The organism is Pseudomonas mosselii (assembly GCF_005796105.1).
GTDB lineage: Bacteria > Pseudomonadota > Gammaproteobacteria > Pseudomonadales > Pseudomonadaceae > Aquipseudomonas > Aquipseudomonas mosselii_C.
In genome coordinates, this window is record NZ_VAUO01000006.1 from 306508 (window position 1) to 324716 (window position 18209).

Genomic DNA, 18209 nt, shown 5'->3' on the forward strand with positions numbered 1-18209 from the left:
GCCGGGCTGCGGTGCCCGGGACTCGTTATTCGCCGACGCTGATTTTCAGCCCGGCGGCGATCGCAAAGGGTGCCAGGGTCACGGCCAGGGCCGCGAGGCTGGCGAGCCAGAGCAGGTGGCCGGTGGCTGGCATATTCTGCAACGCCGCCTGCAGCGCACCACTGCCCAGGATCAATACAGGGATATACAACGGCAATATCAGCAGCGCCAGCAGCAGTCCGCCGCGCTTGAGGCCGACCGTCAGGGCCGCGCCGACCGCACCGAGCAAGCTCAACACCGGAGTCCCCAACACGAGCGAAGCCAACAGCACCGGCAGGCAACTGGCGGGCAAGCCCAGCATCAGTGCCAGCAATGGCGACAGCAGTACCAGCGCAAGCCCCGAAAACGTCCAGTGCGCCAGTACCTTGGCCAGCACCAGCATAGCCAGCGGATGCGGCGACAGTACCCACTGTTCGAGCGAGCCATCCTCGAAATCGCTGCGAAACAGCCCGTCCAGTGAGAGCAGTACAGCCAACAGCGCAGCCACCCAGACCAGTCCGGGCGACAAGGTTTGCAACAATTGAGTTTCGGGACCGACCGCCAACGGAAACAGCGCCACCACGATGGCGAAGAACACAAGCGGATTGGCAAGCTCTGCCGGACGGCGGAACAACAGACGCGCCTCGCGGCGCAGTAAAAGAACAAACACGCTCATGCCGACCATTGCCCCAGGTTCAGTTCACGGTAACCGGATGGCTTGAGACCCAGGCTGTGGTGAGTCGTCAGCACGACCGTACCGCCTCGCTCGCAATGGGCGGCCAGATGCGCTTCGAGTTGTGCGACGCCTTGCTTGTCCAAAGCGGTGAAAGGCTCATCGAGAATCCACAGCGGCGGGCTGTCCAGGTAAAGCCGGGCCAATGCCACGCGGCGCTGCTGCCCGGCAGACAGCGTATGACAAGGCACATCCTCGAAACCGCGCAGCCCGACCGCCGCCAATGCCTCCCAAAGGGCGCTGCGAGAGGCCGGCTGATGCAGCGCGCAGAGCCAGGCCAGGTTCTCTTCGGCGCTGAGCAAATCCTTGATCCCGGCGGCATGGCCGATCCACAGCAGGATGCTGGCCAGCGCATGCCGCTGCTCGGCCAAGGGCCTGCCGTTGAACAGGATCTGCCCGGCCGTTGGCTGCATCAGCCCGGCCAGCAGGCGCAGTAGGCTGGTCTTGCCACTACCATTTGGCCCTGCGATCTGCAACATGTCGCCAGGTTGCAGGTCGAAGTCCAGGTGTTCGAACAGCAGTCGCCAGTCGCGCTCGCAGGCCAGGCCCACGGCTTGGAGATGAAGGGTCACGATATCGCCTTATGCTGTGTCGGCCCATGAGCGGCGCTGTGCTCTTCGCGGGAGAAGCCGCGAACAAGGCAATGCCGCCGTGTAGCCGTTGTCTCAAGTCGCCCCAAGCCCTGCCGTTATACTGGCAGGCGGGCGGGCAGCATTATTGCACGCGCGCCGCGCCGCAACGAGGGCTGGTTCGACAGGTTGTATACAATCATGACTGAAATCAATAGTCTCGGCGCACAATCTGCGCTAAGCCCACAGGCAGCCAAGGCCAACATGACCGGTGAACTGTTGCGCCTAATGCAGCCACAGCCGGGTCTGGTGGCAGACGGCGAGACGGCACGCGCCGAAGTGTTGTCGCTGCGCCAGGTCGGCCAGGACTACCAGATGGTGCTGCGCATTACCCTAAGCGGTGGCGTGCAGGCCCAGGTTCAGGCCAGTGCAAGCGCTCCCCTGCCCCAGGGCAGCCAAGTCAGCGTCACCCAGACCCAGAGCAACGAACTGGCGGTGGTGATACAGAATAACAAGGCCAACAACGTCGCCACCCTGACCCGCCTGGACACCCTCCAGACGCCGGTTGGCACCCTGCTACAAGGCAAGGTGGTGACCACCCAGGCCTTGATGCAGAACCCTGCACAGACGGCCAGCTACCGCTCGCTGGTGACCCTGCTCAGCAGCAGTCAGGCCGGCGCGACCTTGACCATCGACAGCCCTCGACCACTGCCTGTAGGCAGCTTGCTCAGCGCCGTGGTGCAGGGCGACCAATCCCTGCGTTTCGTGCCGCTCAGCGGCCGTCAGGACCAGTTGGCGGTGGCGCAGCAGTTGCTGAACCAACAGAGCCAGCAAGCCTCCCTGCCGGGCTTGCTCGATGCCCTGCAGCAAATCATTCGCAACGCCGATACCGGCGCCGAGCTGCGTGCCAGCGCCGAGCGGCTGCTCGCCAGCCTGCCCGACGCGCGCCAGTTGAGCGACCCGAAAACCCTGGCCCAATCCTTGAACAACAGCGGCACGTTTCTCGAAGCCAAACTGCTGCAAGGCGGCCAGGCGGGGAACCTGGCACCCGACCTCAAGGCGCAACTGATCCGCCTGGTCGCTCAGTTACCCACGCCGCCTCCCGGCGCCGGCGTAAACCCGGCGCTGGCCGCCAGCACCCTGGCCCAGGCGTTGCCCGGTTTCGCGCGCAGTGCGCTGGGCATGCTCGGCCAAGTCACCCCTCGCCAGTTGCCGGGCACCTTCCCGCTGCCCTCACGGCTGCTGCAAAGCCTGGAAAATGCAGGCGACCTGCAGCAATTGCTGCGCCTGGCAGCTGCCGCCGTCTCACGTTTGCAGAGCCATGCACTGTCCAGTCTGCAACAGAGCGGCACGCTGGAAAACGGCAACCTGCAAACCAGCTGGCAGACCGAAGTGCCGATCCGCCACGGCCAGGAGTTCATCCCGCTTCAGGTCAAGTTGCAACGGGAGGAAACCCCCGAACAACAAGCCAATCGTGAACGCGAGCGCGAACCGCGTGAGCCGGCAGAGGCGCTGTGGCGCATCGAACTGGCATTCGACCTGGCGCCGCTGGGCCCACTGCACGTCCAGGCGCAACTGGCCCAAGGTCGGCTGTCCGGCCAACTGTGGGCCGAACAACCGCACACCGCGCAATGGATCGATAGCCAGCTCGGCAGCCTGCGCGAGCGCCTGCTGGCTCGGGGACTGGATGTCGGAGATCTACAGTGCCACCCCGGCACACCGCCGCAAGGCCCGCGCACACGCCTGGAACAACGTTGGGTGGACGAAACCGCATGAAGCACCAGCAACCGCGCCAAGCCATCGCCTTGAGCTACGACGGCCAGCAGGCACCGACCCTGAGCGCCAAGGGCGATGATGAGTTGGCCGAGGCGATCCTCGCCCTCGCCCGCGAGCACGAAGTACCGATCTACGAGAACCCCGAGCTGGTGCGTCTGCTCGCGCGCCTGGAGTTGGGCGAGCAGATCCCCGAGGCGCTATACCTGACCATCGCCGAAATCATCGCCTTCGCCTGGCAACTACGCGGCAAGATGCCAGCAGGCTTTGACGACAGTGGCCCACAGGCGCGCGATATCACCCCGCACTTGGCCCAACTGCCTGCCCCTGACTGAGCCACAGCAGACACGGGGCGGTGTCACTGGCCGCCTGTTTCAGGCCGACCAGTGACGGATAGACAGCCTGCCAACGATCAATCGGCGCGGTGCAGCTTGCTCATCAGCTGTGCCTCGGCCTGGGTCAGCCCGCAGGTCTGGGTCAGCTCCTCGACGCTTGCGCCCATGCCCACCAGCTTGGCGGCCTGGGCGAAGGTCACGTTGTTGGGATCACGTTGCTCCAGTTGCTGGAGCCTGTCTGGCAAAGGCGCCACCACTGCGCGCAGTTCGTGGATAGCCTCGCCCATGCGCACAGTGCCGTTCTGGTAGTCGTCCAGGCGCTTGGCCAGATCCTTGATACGCTGGTCGCGCACGGCATCGCCTTCGGCCTGCTGGGCGGCCAGCTCGCGCTGGCGCTTGCTGTAGTTGAGGAAGAACCACAGGCTCAGCGCCCACAGCAGCGCCAGGAAGATGACAGCAACCTCGAAAATCAACTCAGATGTTCTCCAGCTCGGACCACTCTTCCTCGGTCATCATCTTGTCCAGCTCGACCAGAATCAGCAGTTCGCCGTTCTTGTTGCACACGCCCTGGATGAACTTGGCCGACTCTTCGTTGCCGACGTTCGGCGCAGTCTCGATCTCCGACTGACGCAGGTACACGACCTCGGCGACGCTGTCGACCAGAATACCAACCACCTGCTTGTCCGCCTCAATGATCACGATGCGGGTATTGTCGGTCACCTCAGTGGGCATCAGGCCGAAGCGCTGGCGGGTGTCGATCACCGTCACCACATTGCCACGCAGGTTGATGATACCCAGGACATAGCTGGGCGCGCCCGGTACTGGCGCGATTTCGGTGTAGCGCAGCACTTCCTGCACCTGCATGACGTTGATCCCGTAGGACTCATTGTCCAGGCGGAAGGTTACCCATTGCAGGATCGGATCTTCAGAACCTTGTGCAGACGACTTTTTCATTCCCCTAGCCCTCTAAAACCGCCCTTGGCGGTGTGATCTTCGATAACCGCGGCAGAAGCGGCGTTGATTCAGTTGTGTTGGGTGTTCATCTGCTTGACCGCGCCACTGGCGATCAACTCGGCAAGCTCGGCCACATCGAGCAACGCGCACATGTGCTCGATCACCGTACCGGCCAGCCACGGGCGCTGGCCACGCTGGCTGCGCCACTTGATCTCGTTGGGGTCCAGGCGCAGCGAGCGGCTGACTTGATGCACCGCCAGCCCCCACTCGTAACCCTGTACCGAAATGACGTATTGCAGGCCCTGGCGGAAATCCTCACGGTAGCGGTCGGGCATCACCCAGCGGGCGGTGTCCAGTACTTTGAGGTTGCCGGCCTGGCAGGTCAGGATACCGAGGAACCAATCTGGCTGGCCGAACAGCGGGGTCAGCTCCTGGCCGGCCAGGCTGTAGATCGAGCCCAGGCAAACCAAGGGTACCGCCAGGGTCAGCCCCGCCACATCGAACAACAGGCACTCGAACGGCTCGGCGGCCCACGCCGGGCGGCCATCGACCGTGGCCGGCGGCACGGGCGCCGCCGGAGCGGGCAAATGCACCTCCACCAGCGGGGCCACAGGCTCGGCCACCTGGACCTGGGTCAACACCGGAATGCTGGCCTCGGCCACGACTTCGGTGTCCACCAGGCTGACGACCGGCTCCGGCAGCGGCCGGCTCGGGGGCAACACGGTGGGCAGTACCTTGGCTTGCGGCTCGGCGAATGGCCGCGGTGCGGCTTGTACCGGCGCGGCCTGGCGCCGAGCATCGGCGGCCTGTTCTGCGCGCACGGCGGCTTCGAATTCATCGCTGGAAACGCTGCTCGCAGGGGCGGCAAGCGCCTCGGGCTGCGGCTCCTCGAACACCTCGGTGGCTTCTTGCAGCAGGCCATCGAGGTAGGACTGCAAGGCCAACTGCGGCTTGCTGGTGATGTGCGGGGCTGGGTTCATCAGGCCACCTGCAGTGCGGTGCGGTAGGTGAGCAGGTGCTTGAGCAGTGCGCGATAAGCGACCACGCCCCGGCTCTTGCCGTCGAATTGCGAAGGGGTGACGCCATTGCGGCTGGCGTCACGCAGGCGCGTGTCCACCGGAATGTAGCCTTGCCAGACCTGCTCGCCATAGGTATCGCGCAGCACTTTCAAGGTGCCGAGGGAGGCCTGGGTGCGGCGATCGAACAGGGTCGGGACGATCTGGTACGGCAGCGCTTGCTTGCGCGAGCGGTTGACCATGGCCAGGGTGCCCACCATGCGCTCCAAGCCCTTGACCGCGAGGAACTCGGTCTGCACCGGGATCACCAGCTGTTGGCTGGCGGCCAGGGCGTTGACCATCAACACGCCGAGCAGCGGCGGACTATCGATCAGGGCGAAGTCGAAATCCTGCCACAGCTGCGCCAGACTCTTGGCGATCACCAGGCCCAAACCGCTCTGCCCCGGCGACTGACGCTCGAGTACCGCCAACGCGGTGCTGGAAGGTAGCAGTGAGATGCGCTCGTCACTGGTCGGCAGCAGCAGTTGTCCGGGCAAGCCCTCGGGCACGCTGCCCTTGTGCAGGAACAGGTCGTAGCAGCTGTGTTCGAGCGCGTCAGGGTTATGCCCGAAATAGCTGGTCATCGAGCCGTGCGGATCGAGGTCGACCACGACCACGCGCTTACCCGCCTCGGCTAGCAGGCCGGCCAAGGCGATGGTGGTGGTGGTCTTGCCGACGCCACCTTTTTGATTGGCTACTGCCCAGACTCTCATAGGACAACTTCTATCTCATTGATTTGGCGCGAGACTCTGTAGGCGCGGGCGGTTCCCGCGAATACCGGCAATGCCGGTGCAACATCACTGCACTGCGCTGCCATCGGCGTCGGTGAATTGACGAATCATTGCCTCACCAGCGGTGCTGGCGAGGCTGGTGCACTTTGTGTGCCAGCCCGGCGCAATGCCGCATCCGGCGTCGCATTTGCACTGCCACTGCCGGTCAGGCTACGGCGCACTTCGAGGTTGCGCGAAATCACCAGCACCACGCGCCGGTTGCGCGCACGGCCTTCGGCAGTGTCGTTGCTGGTCACCGGCTGATACTCGCCGTAACCCACCGAGGCCATGCGCGCGGGATTCACCCCTTCCATCGCCAGCAGGCGCACGATGCTTGCCGCACGCGCCGAAGACAGCTCCCAGTTGGTCGGGTACTGCGCGGTACGGATCGGCAGGTTGTCGGTGAAGCCCTCGACATGCACCGGGTTGGCGAACGGCTTGAGTATGTTGGCCACCTTCTCGATGATCTCGAAGGCAACGTCACTGGGCATGGCATCGCCACTGCCGAACAACAATGCCGAGTTGAGTTCGATCTCCACCCACAGTTCGTTGCCGCGCACGGTCATCTGGTTGGACTTGATCAGGTCGCCAAAGGCGTCGCGCACATCATCTGTGATGGTCTTGAGCGGGTCGACGCTGGTCTGGGCCAGGCCTGCATCGGTCTGCTCGCTGTCCTTGATCAGCGGTTCGGCCGGCTTGACCGTCAACGGGCGCTCGTCACCAATCGGAATCGGCCTGACACTGCGCTCAGGATCGTTGAACACCCCGATCAACGCCTGCGAGATCTGCTTGTACTTGCCCTCGTTGATCGAGGAAATGGAGTACATGACCACGAAGAAGGCGAACAGCAAGGTGATGAAGTCAGCGTACGACACCAGCCAGCGCTCGTGGTTTTCATGCTCCTCTACGCGACGACGACGGGCCATGGGTTACTCCATGAAGCCTTGCAGCTTCAACTCGATCGAGCGTGGGTTCTCGCCCTCGGCGATCGACAGCAGACCTTCGAGAAGCATCTCGCGGTAGCGCGACTGGCGCAGGGTAATGGCCTTGAGCTTGTTGGCGACCGGGAGCAGGATCAGGTTGGCGCTGGCGACACCGTAGATGGTGGCGACGAAGGCCACGGCGATACCACTGCCCAGTTGCGTCGGGTCGGCCAGGTTGCCCATTACATGGATCAAGCCCATTACCGCACCGATGATGCCGATGGTCGGCGCATAACCGCCCATGCTCTCGAACACCTTGGCGGCCTGGATGTCGCGATTCTCCTGGGTCAGGAAATCGACCTCGAGGATGCTGCGAATGGATTCAGGCTCGGCGCCGTCGACTAGCAACTGCAAACCTTTGCGCGCGTAGGGGTCGGGTTCGGCATCGGCGACCCCTTCCAAACCCAGCAGGCCTTCCTTGCGCGCAGTCAGGCTCCAATTCACCACACGGTCGATACCACCGGCCAGGTCCACGCGTGGCGGGAAGAAGATCCAGCCCACGATCTGCAAGGCACGCTTGAACGCAGGCAGCGGCGACTGCAACAACGCAGCAGCCAACGTACCGCCGAGCACGATCAGCGCCGCCGGACCGTTGACCAAAGCGCCAACATGGCCGCCTTCGATGAAGTTGCCACCGACGATGGCAATGAAAGCCAGGATCAGACCGATAAGGCTCAGGACATCCATCAGACGCAGGCCTCGACCAGGTGTTTGCCGATATCGTCCAGGCTATAGACGGCGTCGGCGAGGTTGGCTTTGACAATCGCCATCGGCATCCCGTAGATCACGCAGCTGGCCTCGTCCTGGGCCCAGACGGTACTGCCGTTCTGCTTGAGCAGACGTGCGCCTTCGCGGCCATCGGCGCCCATGCCAGTGAGCACCACGGACAGCACCTTGTCGCCGTAGGACTTGGCCGCCGAACCGAAGGTGATATCGACGCATGGCTTGTAGTTCAGACGCTCATCGCCCGGCAGGATCTTCACCGTGCCACGGCCGTCGATCATCATCTGCTTGCCACCAGGCGCCAGCAGCGCCAGGCCCGGACGCAGTACATCGCCGTCCTCGGCCTCCTTCACGCTGATCTTGCACAGTTTGTCCAAGCGTTCGGCGAAGGCCTTGGTGAACGCAGCGGGCATATGCTGAATCAGCACGATCGGCGCCGGGAAGCTGGCGGGCAGTTGGGTGAGTACACGCTGCAGCGCGACCGGCCCCCCGGTGGAGGTGCCGATGGCCACCAACTTGTAAGGCTTGCGCTTGGGGGCTGGCGAGTGACTGGCAGCCGGCGCAGCAGCGCGCACTGGCGCAGGCGCCACAGGCCGTGACGCCGGTGTGCTGGCGGCAAAGCTGCTGGTCGGAGTGGGACTGGCTGTCGGCGCCGCTGCCGGGGCCGGGCTTGCATAGCCACTGAAACGACGATTGCTGCGCGAGATGGTGTGGACTTTCTCGCACAGCAGTTGCTTGACCTTCTCGGGGTTGCGCGAGATGTCTTCGAAATTCTTCGGCAGGTAGTCGACCGCGCCGGCATCCAAGGCATCCAGGGTGACCCGGGCGCCTTCGTGGGTGAGCGAGGAGAACATCAGCACCGGCGTCGGGCAACGCTGCATGATGTGCCGTACTGCCGTGATGCCGTCCATCATGGGCATTTCATAGTCCATGGTGATGACATCGGGCTTGAGCGACAGCGCCTGGTCGATCGCTTCCTTGCCATTTGTCGCGGTACCCACGACCTGGATCGTCGGGTCGGCCGAGAGAATTTCCGAGACACGGCGGCGGAAGAAACCGGAATCATCCACCACCAGGACCTTGACTGCCATAAACACTCCATTAGGTGGCGCCCCCGATAGGGCGCGCCACCAGAATCAAATACGCCGGGCGGCGTAACGCTTGAGCATGCTCGGAACATCGAGGATCAAGGCAATACGGCCGTCACCGGTAATGGTGGCGCCGGACATGCCCGGGGTGCCCTGCAACATCTTGCCCAGCGGCTTGATCACCACCTCTTCCTGACCCACCAGCTGATCGACCACGAAGCCGATACGCTGGGTGCCGACCGACAGGATCACCACATGGCCCTCGTGCTGCTCCTCGTGCTCCTGGTCCTGGACCAGCCAGCGTTTGAGGTAGAACAGCGGCAAGGCCTTGTCCCGCACGATCACCACTTCCTGACCATCGACCACGTTGGTGCGCGACAGGTCCAGGTGGAAGATCTCGTTGACGTTGACCAACGGGAAAGCGAATGCCTGGTTGGCCAGCATCACCATCAGGGTCGGCATGATCGCCAAGGTCAGCGGCACCTTGATGACGATCTTCGAACCCTGGCCCTTGGCCGAGAAGATGTTGATCGAGCCGTTGAGCTGGGAGATCTTGGTCTTCACCACGTCCATACCCACACCGCGACCGGACACGTCGGAGATCTCGGTCTTGGTCGAGAAGCCTGGGGCGAAGATCAGGTTGTAGCAGTCCGACTCGCTCAGGCGATCAGCTGCGTCCTTGTCCATCAGGCCCTTCTCGACCGCTTTGGCACGCAGCACGCTCGGGTCCATGCCCTTGCCGTCATCGGAGATCGACAGCAGGATGTGGTCGCCTTCCTGCTCGGCCGACAGCACCACACGACCGGTACGTGCTTTACCGGAGGCTTCGCGCTCTTCCGGCATCTCGACACCGTGGTCGACCGCGTTGCGCACCAAGTGCACCAGTGGGTCGGCGAGGGCCTCGACGAGGTTCTTGTCCAGGTCGGTCTCTTCGCCCACCAGCTCCAGGTTGATCTCTTTCTTGAGCTGACGCGCCAGGTCACGAACCAGGCGCGGGAAGCGCCCGAAGACCTTCTTGATCGGCTGCATGCGGGTCTTCATGACCGCAGTCTGCAGGTCGGCGGTGACCACATCGAGGTTGGACACGGCCTTGGACATGGCTTCATCGCCGCTGTTCAGGCCCAGGCGCACCAGACGGTTACGCACCAGCACCAGTTCGCCGACCATGTTCATGATCTCGTCCAGGCGCGCAGTATCGACGCGCACGGTGGTTTCCGCTTCGCTGGCAGTCGGCTTCTCGCCAGCAGGCGCTGGGGCTCGTGCCGGCGCAGGCGCCGCTGCCGGCTTGGTCGCAGGAGCCGCGGCTGCGGCAGGTGCCGGCGCAGGTTTGGCAACCGGCTTGCTGTCGGCCTTGGGCGCTGCGGCCACCGCAGCAGCAGGCGCCTCGGCAGCGACCGCATCACCGCTGAACTTGCCCTTGCCATGCAGCTCGTCGAGCAGCGCTTCAAACTCGTGCTCGCTGATGTGGTCGCCGCCGGCCGCCGCCGGTGCTTCAGATGCGCCTGCGCCAGGCAGCGCATCGACGGCGAACGTACCCTTGCCGTGCAACTGGTCGAGCAGCGACTCGAACTCGTCGTCGGTAATTTCATCGCTGGCCGGCGCAGACGCAGCCTCCGGCGCACTGGCCGGCGCAGGCGCGCTGAACTGGCCCTTGCCATGCAGTTGGTCGAGCAGAGACTCGAACTCCGAATCGGTGATCTCGTCACCGCCGCCGCTGAGCGCTTCGCCCTGCAATTGCTCGTGTACGGCAGCCTCGGCCTTGACCGCATCGAGCGAATCGAGCAACTGCTCGAACTCGGTGTCGGTAATGTCCGGTTCGCCATCGGGCTCGGCCGCGGCCTCGACCACAGGTGGCGTTTCGAGCACTTCAGCCGGTGCCTCAGCGCCACCCGGCTCGGCCAGGCGCGACAGCGCTGCCAGCAGCTCCGGCGTCGCCGGCGTGACATCGGTACGCTCGCGTACCTGGCTGAACATGCTGTTGACCGTGTCGAGTGCCTCAAGCACCACATCCATCAATTCCGCATCGACCCGGCGCTCACCTTTACGCAGGATGTCGAACACGTTCTCGGCGATGTGACAGCACTCCACCAGCTCATGCAGCTGAAGGAAGCCGGCGCCCCCTTTTACAGTGTGGAAACCGCGGAAAATCGCATTGAGCAGGTCCGCATCATCAGGCCGGCTTTCCAGCTCGACCAGTTGCTCGGACAGTTGCTCGAGGATTTCGCCGGCTTCTACCAGGAAATCCTGGAGGATTTCTTCATCGGCGCCGAAGCTCATTAAACGTGCTCCTTAAAAACCCAGGCTGGACAGCAGATCGTCGACGTCGTCCTGACCGGACACCACGTCTTCACGCTTATCGGCATGAATCTGCGGACCTTCACCCCGAGTCGGATGTTTTTCTTCATCTTTTTCAGCGCGAAGCTGCTGGTGGTCATGTTCGATACCGGCAAACCGATCGACTTGACTCGCCATCAGCACGAGCTTGAGCAGATTGCTTTCGACTTCGGTGACCAGCGAGGTCACTCGCTTGATCACCTGGCCGGTGAGATCCTGATAATCCTGCGCAAGCAGAATGTCGTTGAGGTGGCCGGCAACCTTACGGTTACCTTCCGCGCTCTGCGCCAGGAAACTGTCGACGCGCTTGACCAGCTCACGGAATTCCGGCGCAGCCACTTCGCGACGCATGAATCGCTGCCAGTCGACCGACAGTGCCTGCGCCTCGGCAGACAAGTCGTTGAGCACCGGCGTGCTCTCCTCCACCAAGTCCATGGTGCGGTTGGCTGCGCCTTCGGTAAGGCGCACCACGTAGGAGAGGCGCTCGGTGGCATCGGTTATCTGCGAGACTTCCTCGGCCTGCGGCATGGCCGGGTCGATCTGGAAGCTGACGATTGCACTGTGCAGTTCACGGGTGAGCTTGCCGACCTCCTGATACAGCCCACGGTCGCGGGTCTGGTTCAGCTGGTGTATCAGCTGTACCGCCTCGCCGAACCGGCCGCGCTCAAGGCTCTCGACCAGTTCCTGGGCATGCTTTTTCAGGGTTGATTCGAACTCACCCAGAGAGTTGTTGGTTGACTCCATGGCGCCCCCTGACGTGACTCAGCCGTTGACGCGTTCGAAGATCTTTTCGATCTTTTCTTTGAGCACCTGGGCGGTAAAAGGCTTGACCACATAGCCATTGACGCCAGCCTGGGCCGCTTCGATGATCTGGTCGCGCTTGGCCTCGGCGGTCACCATCAGCACTGGCATACCCTTGAGGCGCTCGTGAGCGCGGACCTTGCGCAGCAGGTCGATGCCGGACATGCCAGGCATGTTCCAGTCGGTCACCAGGAAGTCATAGTGACCGGCCTCGAGCATCGGCAGAGCCGTGACGCCATCATCGGCCTCGTCGGTGTTGGTGAAGCCCAGGTCACGCAACAGGTTCTTGATGATCCGCCGCATCGTCGAAAAGTCGTCAACGATGAGGATTTTCATTTCTTTGTTCAATTAGACCTCCAAGCAGTCTTAAACGCGCTCGGCGCCGAGCGCGCGCTCAATCAATTCGGCACCACAAAAAACGACTGCATCGAACCTGCGTTCAACGCGCCCGCCATTCCCCCAGGCGGCTGCGCAAGCGCGCGGCACACTGGCTATGCAGCTGGCTGACCCGCGACTCGCTGACCCCCAGGACCTCACCGATTTCCTTGAGGTTCAGCTCTTCGTCGTAGTACAGCGCCAGGACCAGGCGTTCACGCTCCGGCAGGTTGGCGATCGCATCGGCCAGCGCTGACTGGAAACGTTCGTCCTCCAGATCGCGCAACGGCTCCAACTGCCCACTCGCTCCGTCCTCGTGCAACCCTTCGTGTTCGCCGTCCTGCAAAAGATCGTCGAAACTGAATAGGCGGCTGCCCAAGGTGTCGTTCAGAATCCCGTAGTAATCGTCGAGACTCAATTGGAGTTCGGCAGCAACCTCGTGATCTTTAGCGTCGCGGCCTGTTCTTGCCTCGACACAGCGAATCGCGTCGCTGACCATGCGCGTGTTGCGGTGTACCGAACGCGGTGCCCAATCCCCCTTGCGCACCTCGTCGAGCATCGCGCCACGGATACGAATACCGGCATAGGTCTCGAAACTGGCACCTTTGCTGGCATCGTATTTATTGGCGACTTCCAGCAGGCCAATCATGCCTGCCTGGATAAGATCCTCGACCTGCACGTTGGCCGGCAAACGCGCCAGCAGGTGGTAGGCGATACGCTTGACCAGCGGCGCGTAGCGCTCCACCAGCTCGTACTGCGCATCCTTGGCAGCCTTGCTGTACATCTTGAAACCGCTCGCATTCATAGAACTGGCCCCGCACTGGTCGGTTGCACTAGACGCTCGACGAAGAATTCAAGATGTCCACGCGGGTTGGCAGGCAGCGGCCAGCTATCGACCTTCTGCGCGATGGCCTTGAAGGCCAGCGCACACTTGGACCGAGGGAAGGCCTCGTAGACCGCCCGCTGCTTCTGTACCGCCTTGCGAACGCATTCGTCGTAAGGCACGGCACCGACGTATTGTAGGGCGACGTCCAGGAAACGGTCCGTGACCTTGGTCAATTTGGCGAACAGGTTGCGCCCTTCCTGGGGGCTCTGGGCCATGTTGGCCAGCACGCGGAAACGGTTCATGCCGTAGTCGCGGTTGAGCAGCTTGATCAACGCATAGGCGTCGGTGATCGAAGTGGGTTCATCGCACACTACCAACAACACTTCCTGCGCCGCACGCACGAAACTGACTACCGAGTCACCAATACCTGCAGCAGTGTCGATGACCAGCACGTCGAGATTGTCGCCGATCTCGCTGAACGCCTGGATCAACCCCGCGTGCTGCGCCGGCGCCAGGTGCACCATGCTTTGCGTGCCAGAGGCAGCCGGCACGATGCGCACCCCGCCCGGCCCTTGCAAGAGCACATCACGCAGCTCACAACGTCCTTCGATGACGTCAGCCAGGGTACGCTTGGGGGTGAGTCCGAGCAGCACGTCGACGTTAGCCAGGCCCAGGTCGGCGTCGAGCAGCATGACCCTGCGCCCCAGCTCGGCCAACGCCAGGGACAGGTTCACTGAAACGTTGGTCTTGCCGACGCCACCTTTGCCGCCAGTCACGGCGATCACCTGTACGGGATGCATGCTACCCATGTCTGTTGTTTACCTTGTCTCGCTTGGACCCAAGCCACATGAGGGGCTTTACGCTCGACCCCAGGATGTAGGTACTTTGCACAGTATTCACCCTCAACCCGCCCGTTTGCCAGGGTTCTGGTAGAGATCAGCGAACATGTCAGCCATGGCCTCCTCGCTGGGCTCGTCCTGCATCTGCACGCTCACTGCACGACTGACCAGTTGGTGCTTGCGAGGGAGTTGCAGGTCGTCAGGAATGCGCGGCCCATCGGTGAGATAGGCAACGGGCAGTTCGTGACTAATGGCCAGGCTCAGCACTTCGCCAAGACAAGCCGTCTCATCAAGTTTGGTCAGGATGCACCCGGCCAGGCCGCAGCGCTTGTAGCTATGGTAAGCGGCGGTGAGCACCTGTTTTTGACTGGTAGTGGCCAGCACCAGGTAATTCTTCGAAGCGATACCACGCCCGGCCAGGGTTTCGAGCTGCATGCGCAGTGCCGGGTCACTGGCCTGCAAGCCAGCGGTGTCGATCAGCACCACGCGCTTGCGCAGCAGCGGCTCGAGTGCCTGTGCCAGGGACTCGCCCGGGTCAACGTAGGTCACCGGCACATTGAGGATTCGACCCAAGGTCTTGAGCTGCTCTTGCGCACCGATACGGAAGCTGTCCATGCTCACCAGCGCCAGGTTGTTCGCGCCGTACTTGAGCACGTAACGCGCGGCGAGCTTGGCCAGGGTGGTGGTCTTGCCCATGCCGGCCGGACCGACCATGGCGATGACGCCACCTTCTTCGATAGGCTCGATCTCAGGCACCTCGATCATGCGCGCCAGGTGCGCCAGGACCATACGCCAGGCCTGGCGTGGCTCGTCGATTTCAGCCGTGAGTTCGAGCAACTCGCGGGCCAGCCCACCCGACAGGCCCAGGCGCTGCAGACGACGCCACAGGTTGGCCTGCTGCGGCTTGCTGCCTTGTAGCTGGCTCCAGGCCAGCGAGCCGAGCTGTACTTCGAGCAACTCGCGCAGGCCAGACAACTCAGAGCGCATGGCATCGAACAAGCGTGGATCGACTGGCGCAGGCGCAGTCGGCGCGACCGCTGCCGGCGCCTCGACGTGTGGCTCCACCAAGGGCTCCGAAGCCGTCAGCGACAGCCCGGCGAATAACTGGCGGTTGCCCTCGAGCGCCTCGCTGCGATTTTCGATTTCGGCCTGGGCGGTGACGATGCGCGACTGGGTCTTGCGCAGCTCATCCTCCAGCTCGGCGTTGGGCACGCGCGGGGCCAGGGCAGACAGCTTGTAGTCCAGCGCGGCCGTCAGCTCGACACCGCCAGCGATGCGCCGGTTACCGATGATGGCGGCATCGGAGCCCAGCTCATCACGGACCAGCTTCATGGCCTGACGCATATCAGCGGCGAAAAAACGCTTAACTTGCATAACCCACTACCTCAGCCATTTGGGCCCACGGTGGCAACGATGGTGACTTGCTTGTTGTCAGGTATTTCCTGATACGCCAAAACATGCAAATTCGGTACAGCCAGGCGACCGAAACGTGACAGCATCGCGCGAATCGGCCCGGCCACCAGCAAGATGGCGGGCTGGCCCTGCATTTCCTGACGCTGGGCTGCCTCGATCAGCGAACGCTGAAGCTTTTCGGCCATGCTTGGCTCAAGAAGAACACCATCTTCCTGACCCTGCCCGGCCCTTTGCAGACTATTGAGCAAGATTTGTTCCAACCTTGGTTCAAGCGTAATGACAGGTAGCTCGGACTCAATGCCGACAATGCTTTGCACGATGGCGCGACACAATCCGACACGCACTGCCGCCACGAGCGCGGCGGTATCTTGACTCTTGCTGGCATTGTTGGCGATGGCTTCGGCAATACTGCGGATGTCACGCACGGGCACTTGCTCGCTGAGCAATGCCTGCAGAACCTTCAGCAGCCCCGACAAGGAAATGACGCCTGGCACCAGCTCTTCGGCGAGCTTTGGCGAAGCCTTGGCCAGCACCTGCAATAGTTGCTGGACTTCTTCGTGACCGATCAGCTCGTGACAGTGCTTTTGCAATATCTGGTTGAGGTGGGTGGCGACCACGGTGCTGGCATCTACCACGGTGTAACCCAACGACTGCGCCTGGGCGCGCTGGGCGATGTCGATCCACACGGCCTCCAGGCCAAACGCTGGGTCTCGCGCTGCGATGCCATTGAGCGTACCGAACACCTGACCTGGGTTGATTGCCAGCTCCCGATCTGGATAGATCTCGGCCTCGGCCAGGATCACCCCCATTAGCGTCAGGCGATAGGCGCTGGGCTGCAGATCGAGGTTGTCGCGAATGTGCACAGTGGGCATGAGGAAGCCCAGATCCTGGGACAGCTTCTTGCGCACGCCCTTGATCCGCGCGAGCAGTTGGCCGCCCTGGTTACGGTCTACCAAGGGGATCAGCCGGTAGCCGACCTCGAGGCCGATCATGTCGATCGGGGTGACATCGTCCCAGCCCAGCTCCTTGGTCTCCATGGCGCGCTGCGGCGAGGGCAATAAGTCCTGCTGGCGTTGCGCTTCTTGTAGGGCTGCGACCTTGGCCTTCTGCTGCTTCTTCCAGACCAGGTAGGCGCCACCACCGGCCAATACGCCAAGGCTGATGAAGGCAATATGCGGCATGCCGGGCACCAGCCCCATGATCACCATCAACGCTGCCGATACAGCCAGCGCCTTGGGTGAATCGAACATCTGCCGGTTGATCAGCTTGCCCATGTCTTCGGAGCCCGAAGCGCGGGTCACCATGATCGCCGCCGCCGTGGACAACAGCAGTGATGGCAATTGCGCCACCAAACCGTCACCAATGGTCAGCAGGGCGTAGACCTTGCCAGCGTCGCTGAACGTCATGCCGTGCTGCAGCATGCCGATGAGCATGCCGCCGATCAGGTTGATGAAGAGGATCAACAGGCCGGCGATGGCATCACCCCGCACGAACTTGCTGGCGCCGTCCATGGAGCCGTAGAACTCGGCTTCCTGGGCGACTTCGGCGCGGCGGGCCTTGGCCTGGGCTTGATCGATAAGGCCGGCATTGAGGTCGGCGTCGATGGCCATCTGTTTGCCGGGCATGGCGTCGAGGGTAAAGCGTGCACTGACCTCGGAGATGCGCCCCGCGCCTTTGGTGACGACCACGAAGTTGATGATCATGAGGATCGCGAACACCACCGCACCGACGACATAGTTGCCGCCGATCACCACTTCACCGAAGGCCTGGATCACTTTACCGGCGGCGCCGTGGCCTTCCTGACCATGGAGCATTACGACGCGGGTGGAGGCGACGTTCAGGGCCAGACGCAGCAGGGTTGCCACCAGCAGGATGGTGGGGAACGCGGCGAAGTCCAGCGGGCGCAGGGCGTACACGCAGACCAGCAGGACAACGATCGACAGGGCGATGTTGAAGGTGAAGAACACGTCGAGCAGGAACGGCGGTATCGGCAACATCATCATTGCCAACATCACCAGCAACAGCAACGGCACGCCGAGGTTGCCCCGGCCGAGACCGGCCAGGTTGTTACGGGCGTTGCTGATTAACTGAGTGCGATCCACCGCGAGTCCTCTTCAAGCAAAAACTTTGACGCCTGTGTGGCGCTTGGCGCTGGCTGTGCAAGAAGCTTTCCAACTTTTTTGACCTGGGTTTTTTTGGGGTGGACGGGGCGGGGTCGATGAACAGCGTGTTGGTTTTGGCAGATGTATGGGCATTCATCGACGATGTCGACTTTTAGTCACCTTTTCGCCTTTACGGCGACCTACTTTTGCTCTTGGGCAAAAGTAGGCAAAAACCGCTCGCTCCATCATCCGGCCCCTGCGCTGAGCGCAGGGGTTCCCTCGCTCCGGCGCCTTTCGGGCCCGCGCGGCCTACGACTTGCTGCGCAAGTCTACATCTCGCGCCTTCGGCTACGCCGAAGGGTGCTGCGCACCTGGCCCTACAGACGCCTACACTCGGCCTCCTGAAGTCGCAATTGGCGGCGCCTGGGGTATTGCGCACTTAGAAGCAAGAGCAAGAGCAAGAACAGCAGAATTATTCATTTGAAGTGATGGATGTATTTCGCAGTGGTAAGGCACTC

Annotated in this window: 18 protein-coding genes; 2 read left to right on the forward strand and 16 right to left on the reverse strand. The window is 62.7% G+C overall.

Annotation, left to right across the window (positions count from 1 at the left end):
- Window positions 1-25: 25 nt before the first annotated feature.
- Entirely contained in the window at window positions 26-694 is a 669-nt protein-coding gene (gene ccmB, locus FEM01_RS15165; protein ID WP_138220294.1) for a heme exporter protein CcmB, read from the reverse strand.
- On the reverse strand, window positions 691-1323 hold the full coding sequence (gene ccmA / locus FEM01_RS15170; RefSeq protein WP_138220295.1) for a cytochrome c biogenesis heme-transporting ATPase CcmA: 633 nt from the start codon (window positions 1321-1323) through the stop codon (window positions 691-693). The genes ccmB and ccmA overlap by 4 nt, the downstream gene beginning before the upstream one ends.
- Before the next feature lie 198 nt (window positions 1324-1521).
- Between ccmA and FEM01_RS15175 the strand changes: the two genes are divergently transcribed.
- Entirely contained in the window at window positions 1522-3096 is a 1575-nt protein-coding gene (locus FEM01_RS15175; protein ID WP_138220296.1) for a flagellar hook-length control protein FliK, read from the forward strand.
- Entirely contained in the window at window positions 3093-3428 is a 336-nt protein-coding gene (locus tag FEM01_RS15180) for an EscU/YscU/HrcU family type III secretion system export apparatus switch protein (RefSeq protein WP_138220297.1), read from the forward strand. Before FEM01_RS15175 ends, FEM01_RS15180 begins: the two co-directional genes overlap by 4 nt.
- A gap of 77 nt (window positions 3429-3505) precedes the next feature.
- Here FEM01_RS15180 and FEM01_RS15185 read toward each other — a convergent pair whose 3' ends face one another.
- The 14 genes from FEM01_RS15185 to flhA all read right to left on the reverse strand — a co-directional run bounded on the left by FEM01_RS15185 (window position 3506) and on the right by flhA (window position 17691).
- Entirely contained in the window at window positions 3506-3901 is a 396-nt protein-coding gene (locus FEM01_RS15185; protein WP_138220298.1) for a DUF2802 domain-containing protein, read from the reverse strand.
- A gap of 1 nt (window position 3902) precedes the next feature.
- Window positions 3903-4382 (reverse strand): chemotaxis protein CheW, encoded by a 480-nt coding sequence (locus FEM01_RS15190; RefSeq protein WP_003254393.1) that lies wholly within the window; start codon window positions 4380-4382, stop codon window positions 3903-3905.
- A gap of 68 nt (window positions 4383-4450) precedes the next feature.
- Window positions 4451-5362: a CheW domain-containing protein gene (locus FEM01_RS15195; RefSeq protein WP_138220299.1), complete on the reverse strand. Its 912-nt coding sequence runs from the start codon at window positions 5360-5362 to the stop codon at window positions 4451-4453.
- Window positions 5362-6150 (reverse strand): ParA family protein, encoded by a 789-nt coding sequence (locus FEM01_RS15200; RefSeq protein ID WP_138220300.1) that lies wholly within the window; start codon window positions 6148-6150, stop codon window positions 5362-5364. The genes FEM01_RS15195 and FEM01_RS15200 overlap by 1 nt, the downstream gene beginning before the upstream one ends.
- A gap of 125 nt (window positions 6151-6275) precedes the next feature.
- On the reverse strand, window positions 6276-7133 hold the full coding sequence (gene motD, locus FEM01_RS15205) for a flagellar motor protein MotD (RefSeq protein ID WP_138220301.1): 858 nt from the start codon (window positions 7131-7133) through the stop codon (window positions 6276-6278).
- A 3-nt stretch (window positions 7134-7136) separates the two neighbouring features.
- Window positions 7137-7877: a flagellar motor protein gene (locus FEM01_RS15210; protein WP_138220302.1), complete on the reverse strand. Its 741-nt coding sequence runs from the start codon at window positions 7875-7877 to the stop codon at window positions 7137-7139.
- On the reverse strand, window positions 7877-9004 hold the full coding sequence (locus FEM01_RS15215; RefSeq protein WP_138220303.1) for a protein-glutamate methylesterase/protein-glutamine glutaminase: 1128 nt from the start codon (window positions 9002-9004) through the stop codon (window positions 7877-7879). The genes FEM01_RS15210 and FEM01_RS15215 overlap by 1 nt, the downstream gene beginning before the upstream one ends.
- Window positions 9005-9049: 45 nt before the next feature.
- A complete protein-coding gene (locus FEM01_RS15220) occupies window positions 9050-11278 on the reverse strand; it encodes a chemotaxis protein CheA (protein WP_138220304.1) in 2229 nt (742 codons plus the stop codon).
- 12 nt (window positions 11279-11290) lie between these two features.
- Window positions 11291-12079, reverse strand: coding sequence for a protein phosphatase CheZ (locus FEM01_RS15225; RefSeq protein WP_138220305.1), 789 nt, complete (start codon window positions 12077-12079; stop codon window positions 11291-11293).
- 18 nt (window positions 12080-12097) lie between these two features.
- Complete coding sequence (locus FEM01_RS15230; RefSeq protein WP_138220306.1) at window positions 12098-12472, reverse strand: chemotaxis response regulator CheY; 375 nt, start codon at window positions 12470-12472, stop codon at window positions 12098-12100.
- 103 nt (window positions 12473-12575) lie between these two features.
- Window positions 12576-13316, reverse strand: coding sequence for an RNA polymerase sigma factor FliA (gene fliA, locus FEM01_RS15235; protein ID WP_138220307.1), 741 nt, complete (start codon window positions 13314-13316; stop codon window positions 12576-12578).
- The gene (gene fleN / locus FEM01_RS15240; RefSeq protein WP_016393812.1) at window positions 13313-14146 is read right to left on the reverse strand and encodes a flagellar synthesis regulator FleN; all 834 of its coding nucleotides are present in this window, start codon (window positions 14144-14146) and stop codon (window positions 13313-13315) included. Before fleN ends, fliA begins: the two co-directional genes overlap by 4 nt.
- Before the next feature lie 93 nt (window positions 14147-14239).
- Window positions 14240-15550, reverse strand: coding sequence for a flagellar biosynthesis protein FlhF (gene flhF / locus FEM01_RS15245; RefSeq protein ID WP_138220308.1), 1311 nt, complete (start codon window positions 15548-15550; stop codon window positions 14240-14242).
- An 11-nt stretch (window positions 15551-15561) separates the two neighbouring features.
- Window positions 15562-17691: a flagellar biosynthesis protein FlhA gene (gene flhA, locus FEM01_RS15250; protein WP_138220309.1), complete on the reverse strand. Its 2130-nt coding sequence runs from the start codon at window positions 17689-17691 to the stop codon at window positions 15562-15564.
- Between the last annotated feature and the right edge of the window lie 518 nt (window positions 17692-18209).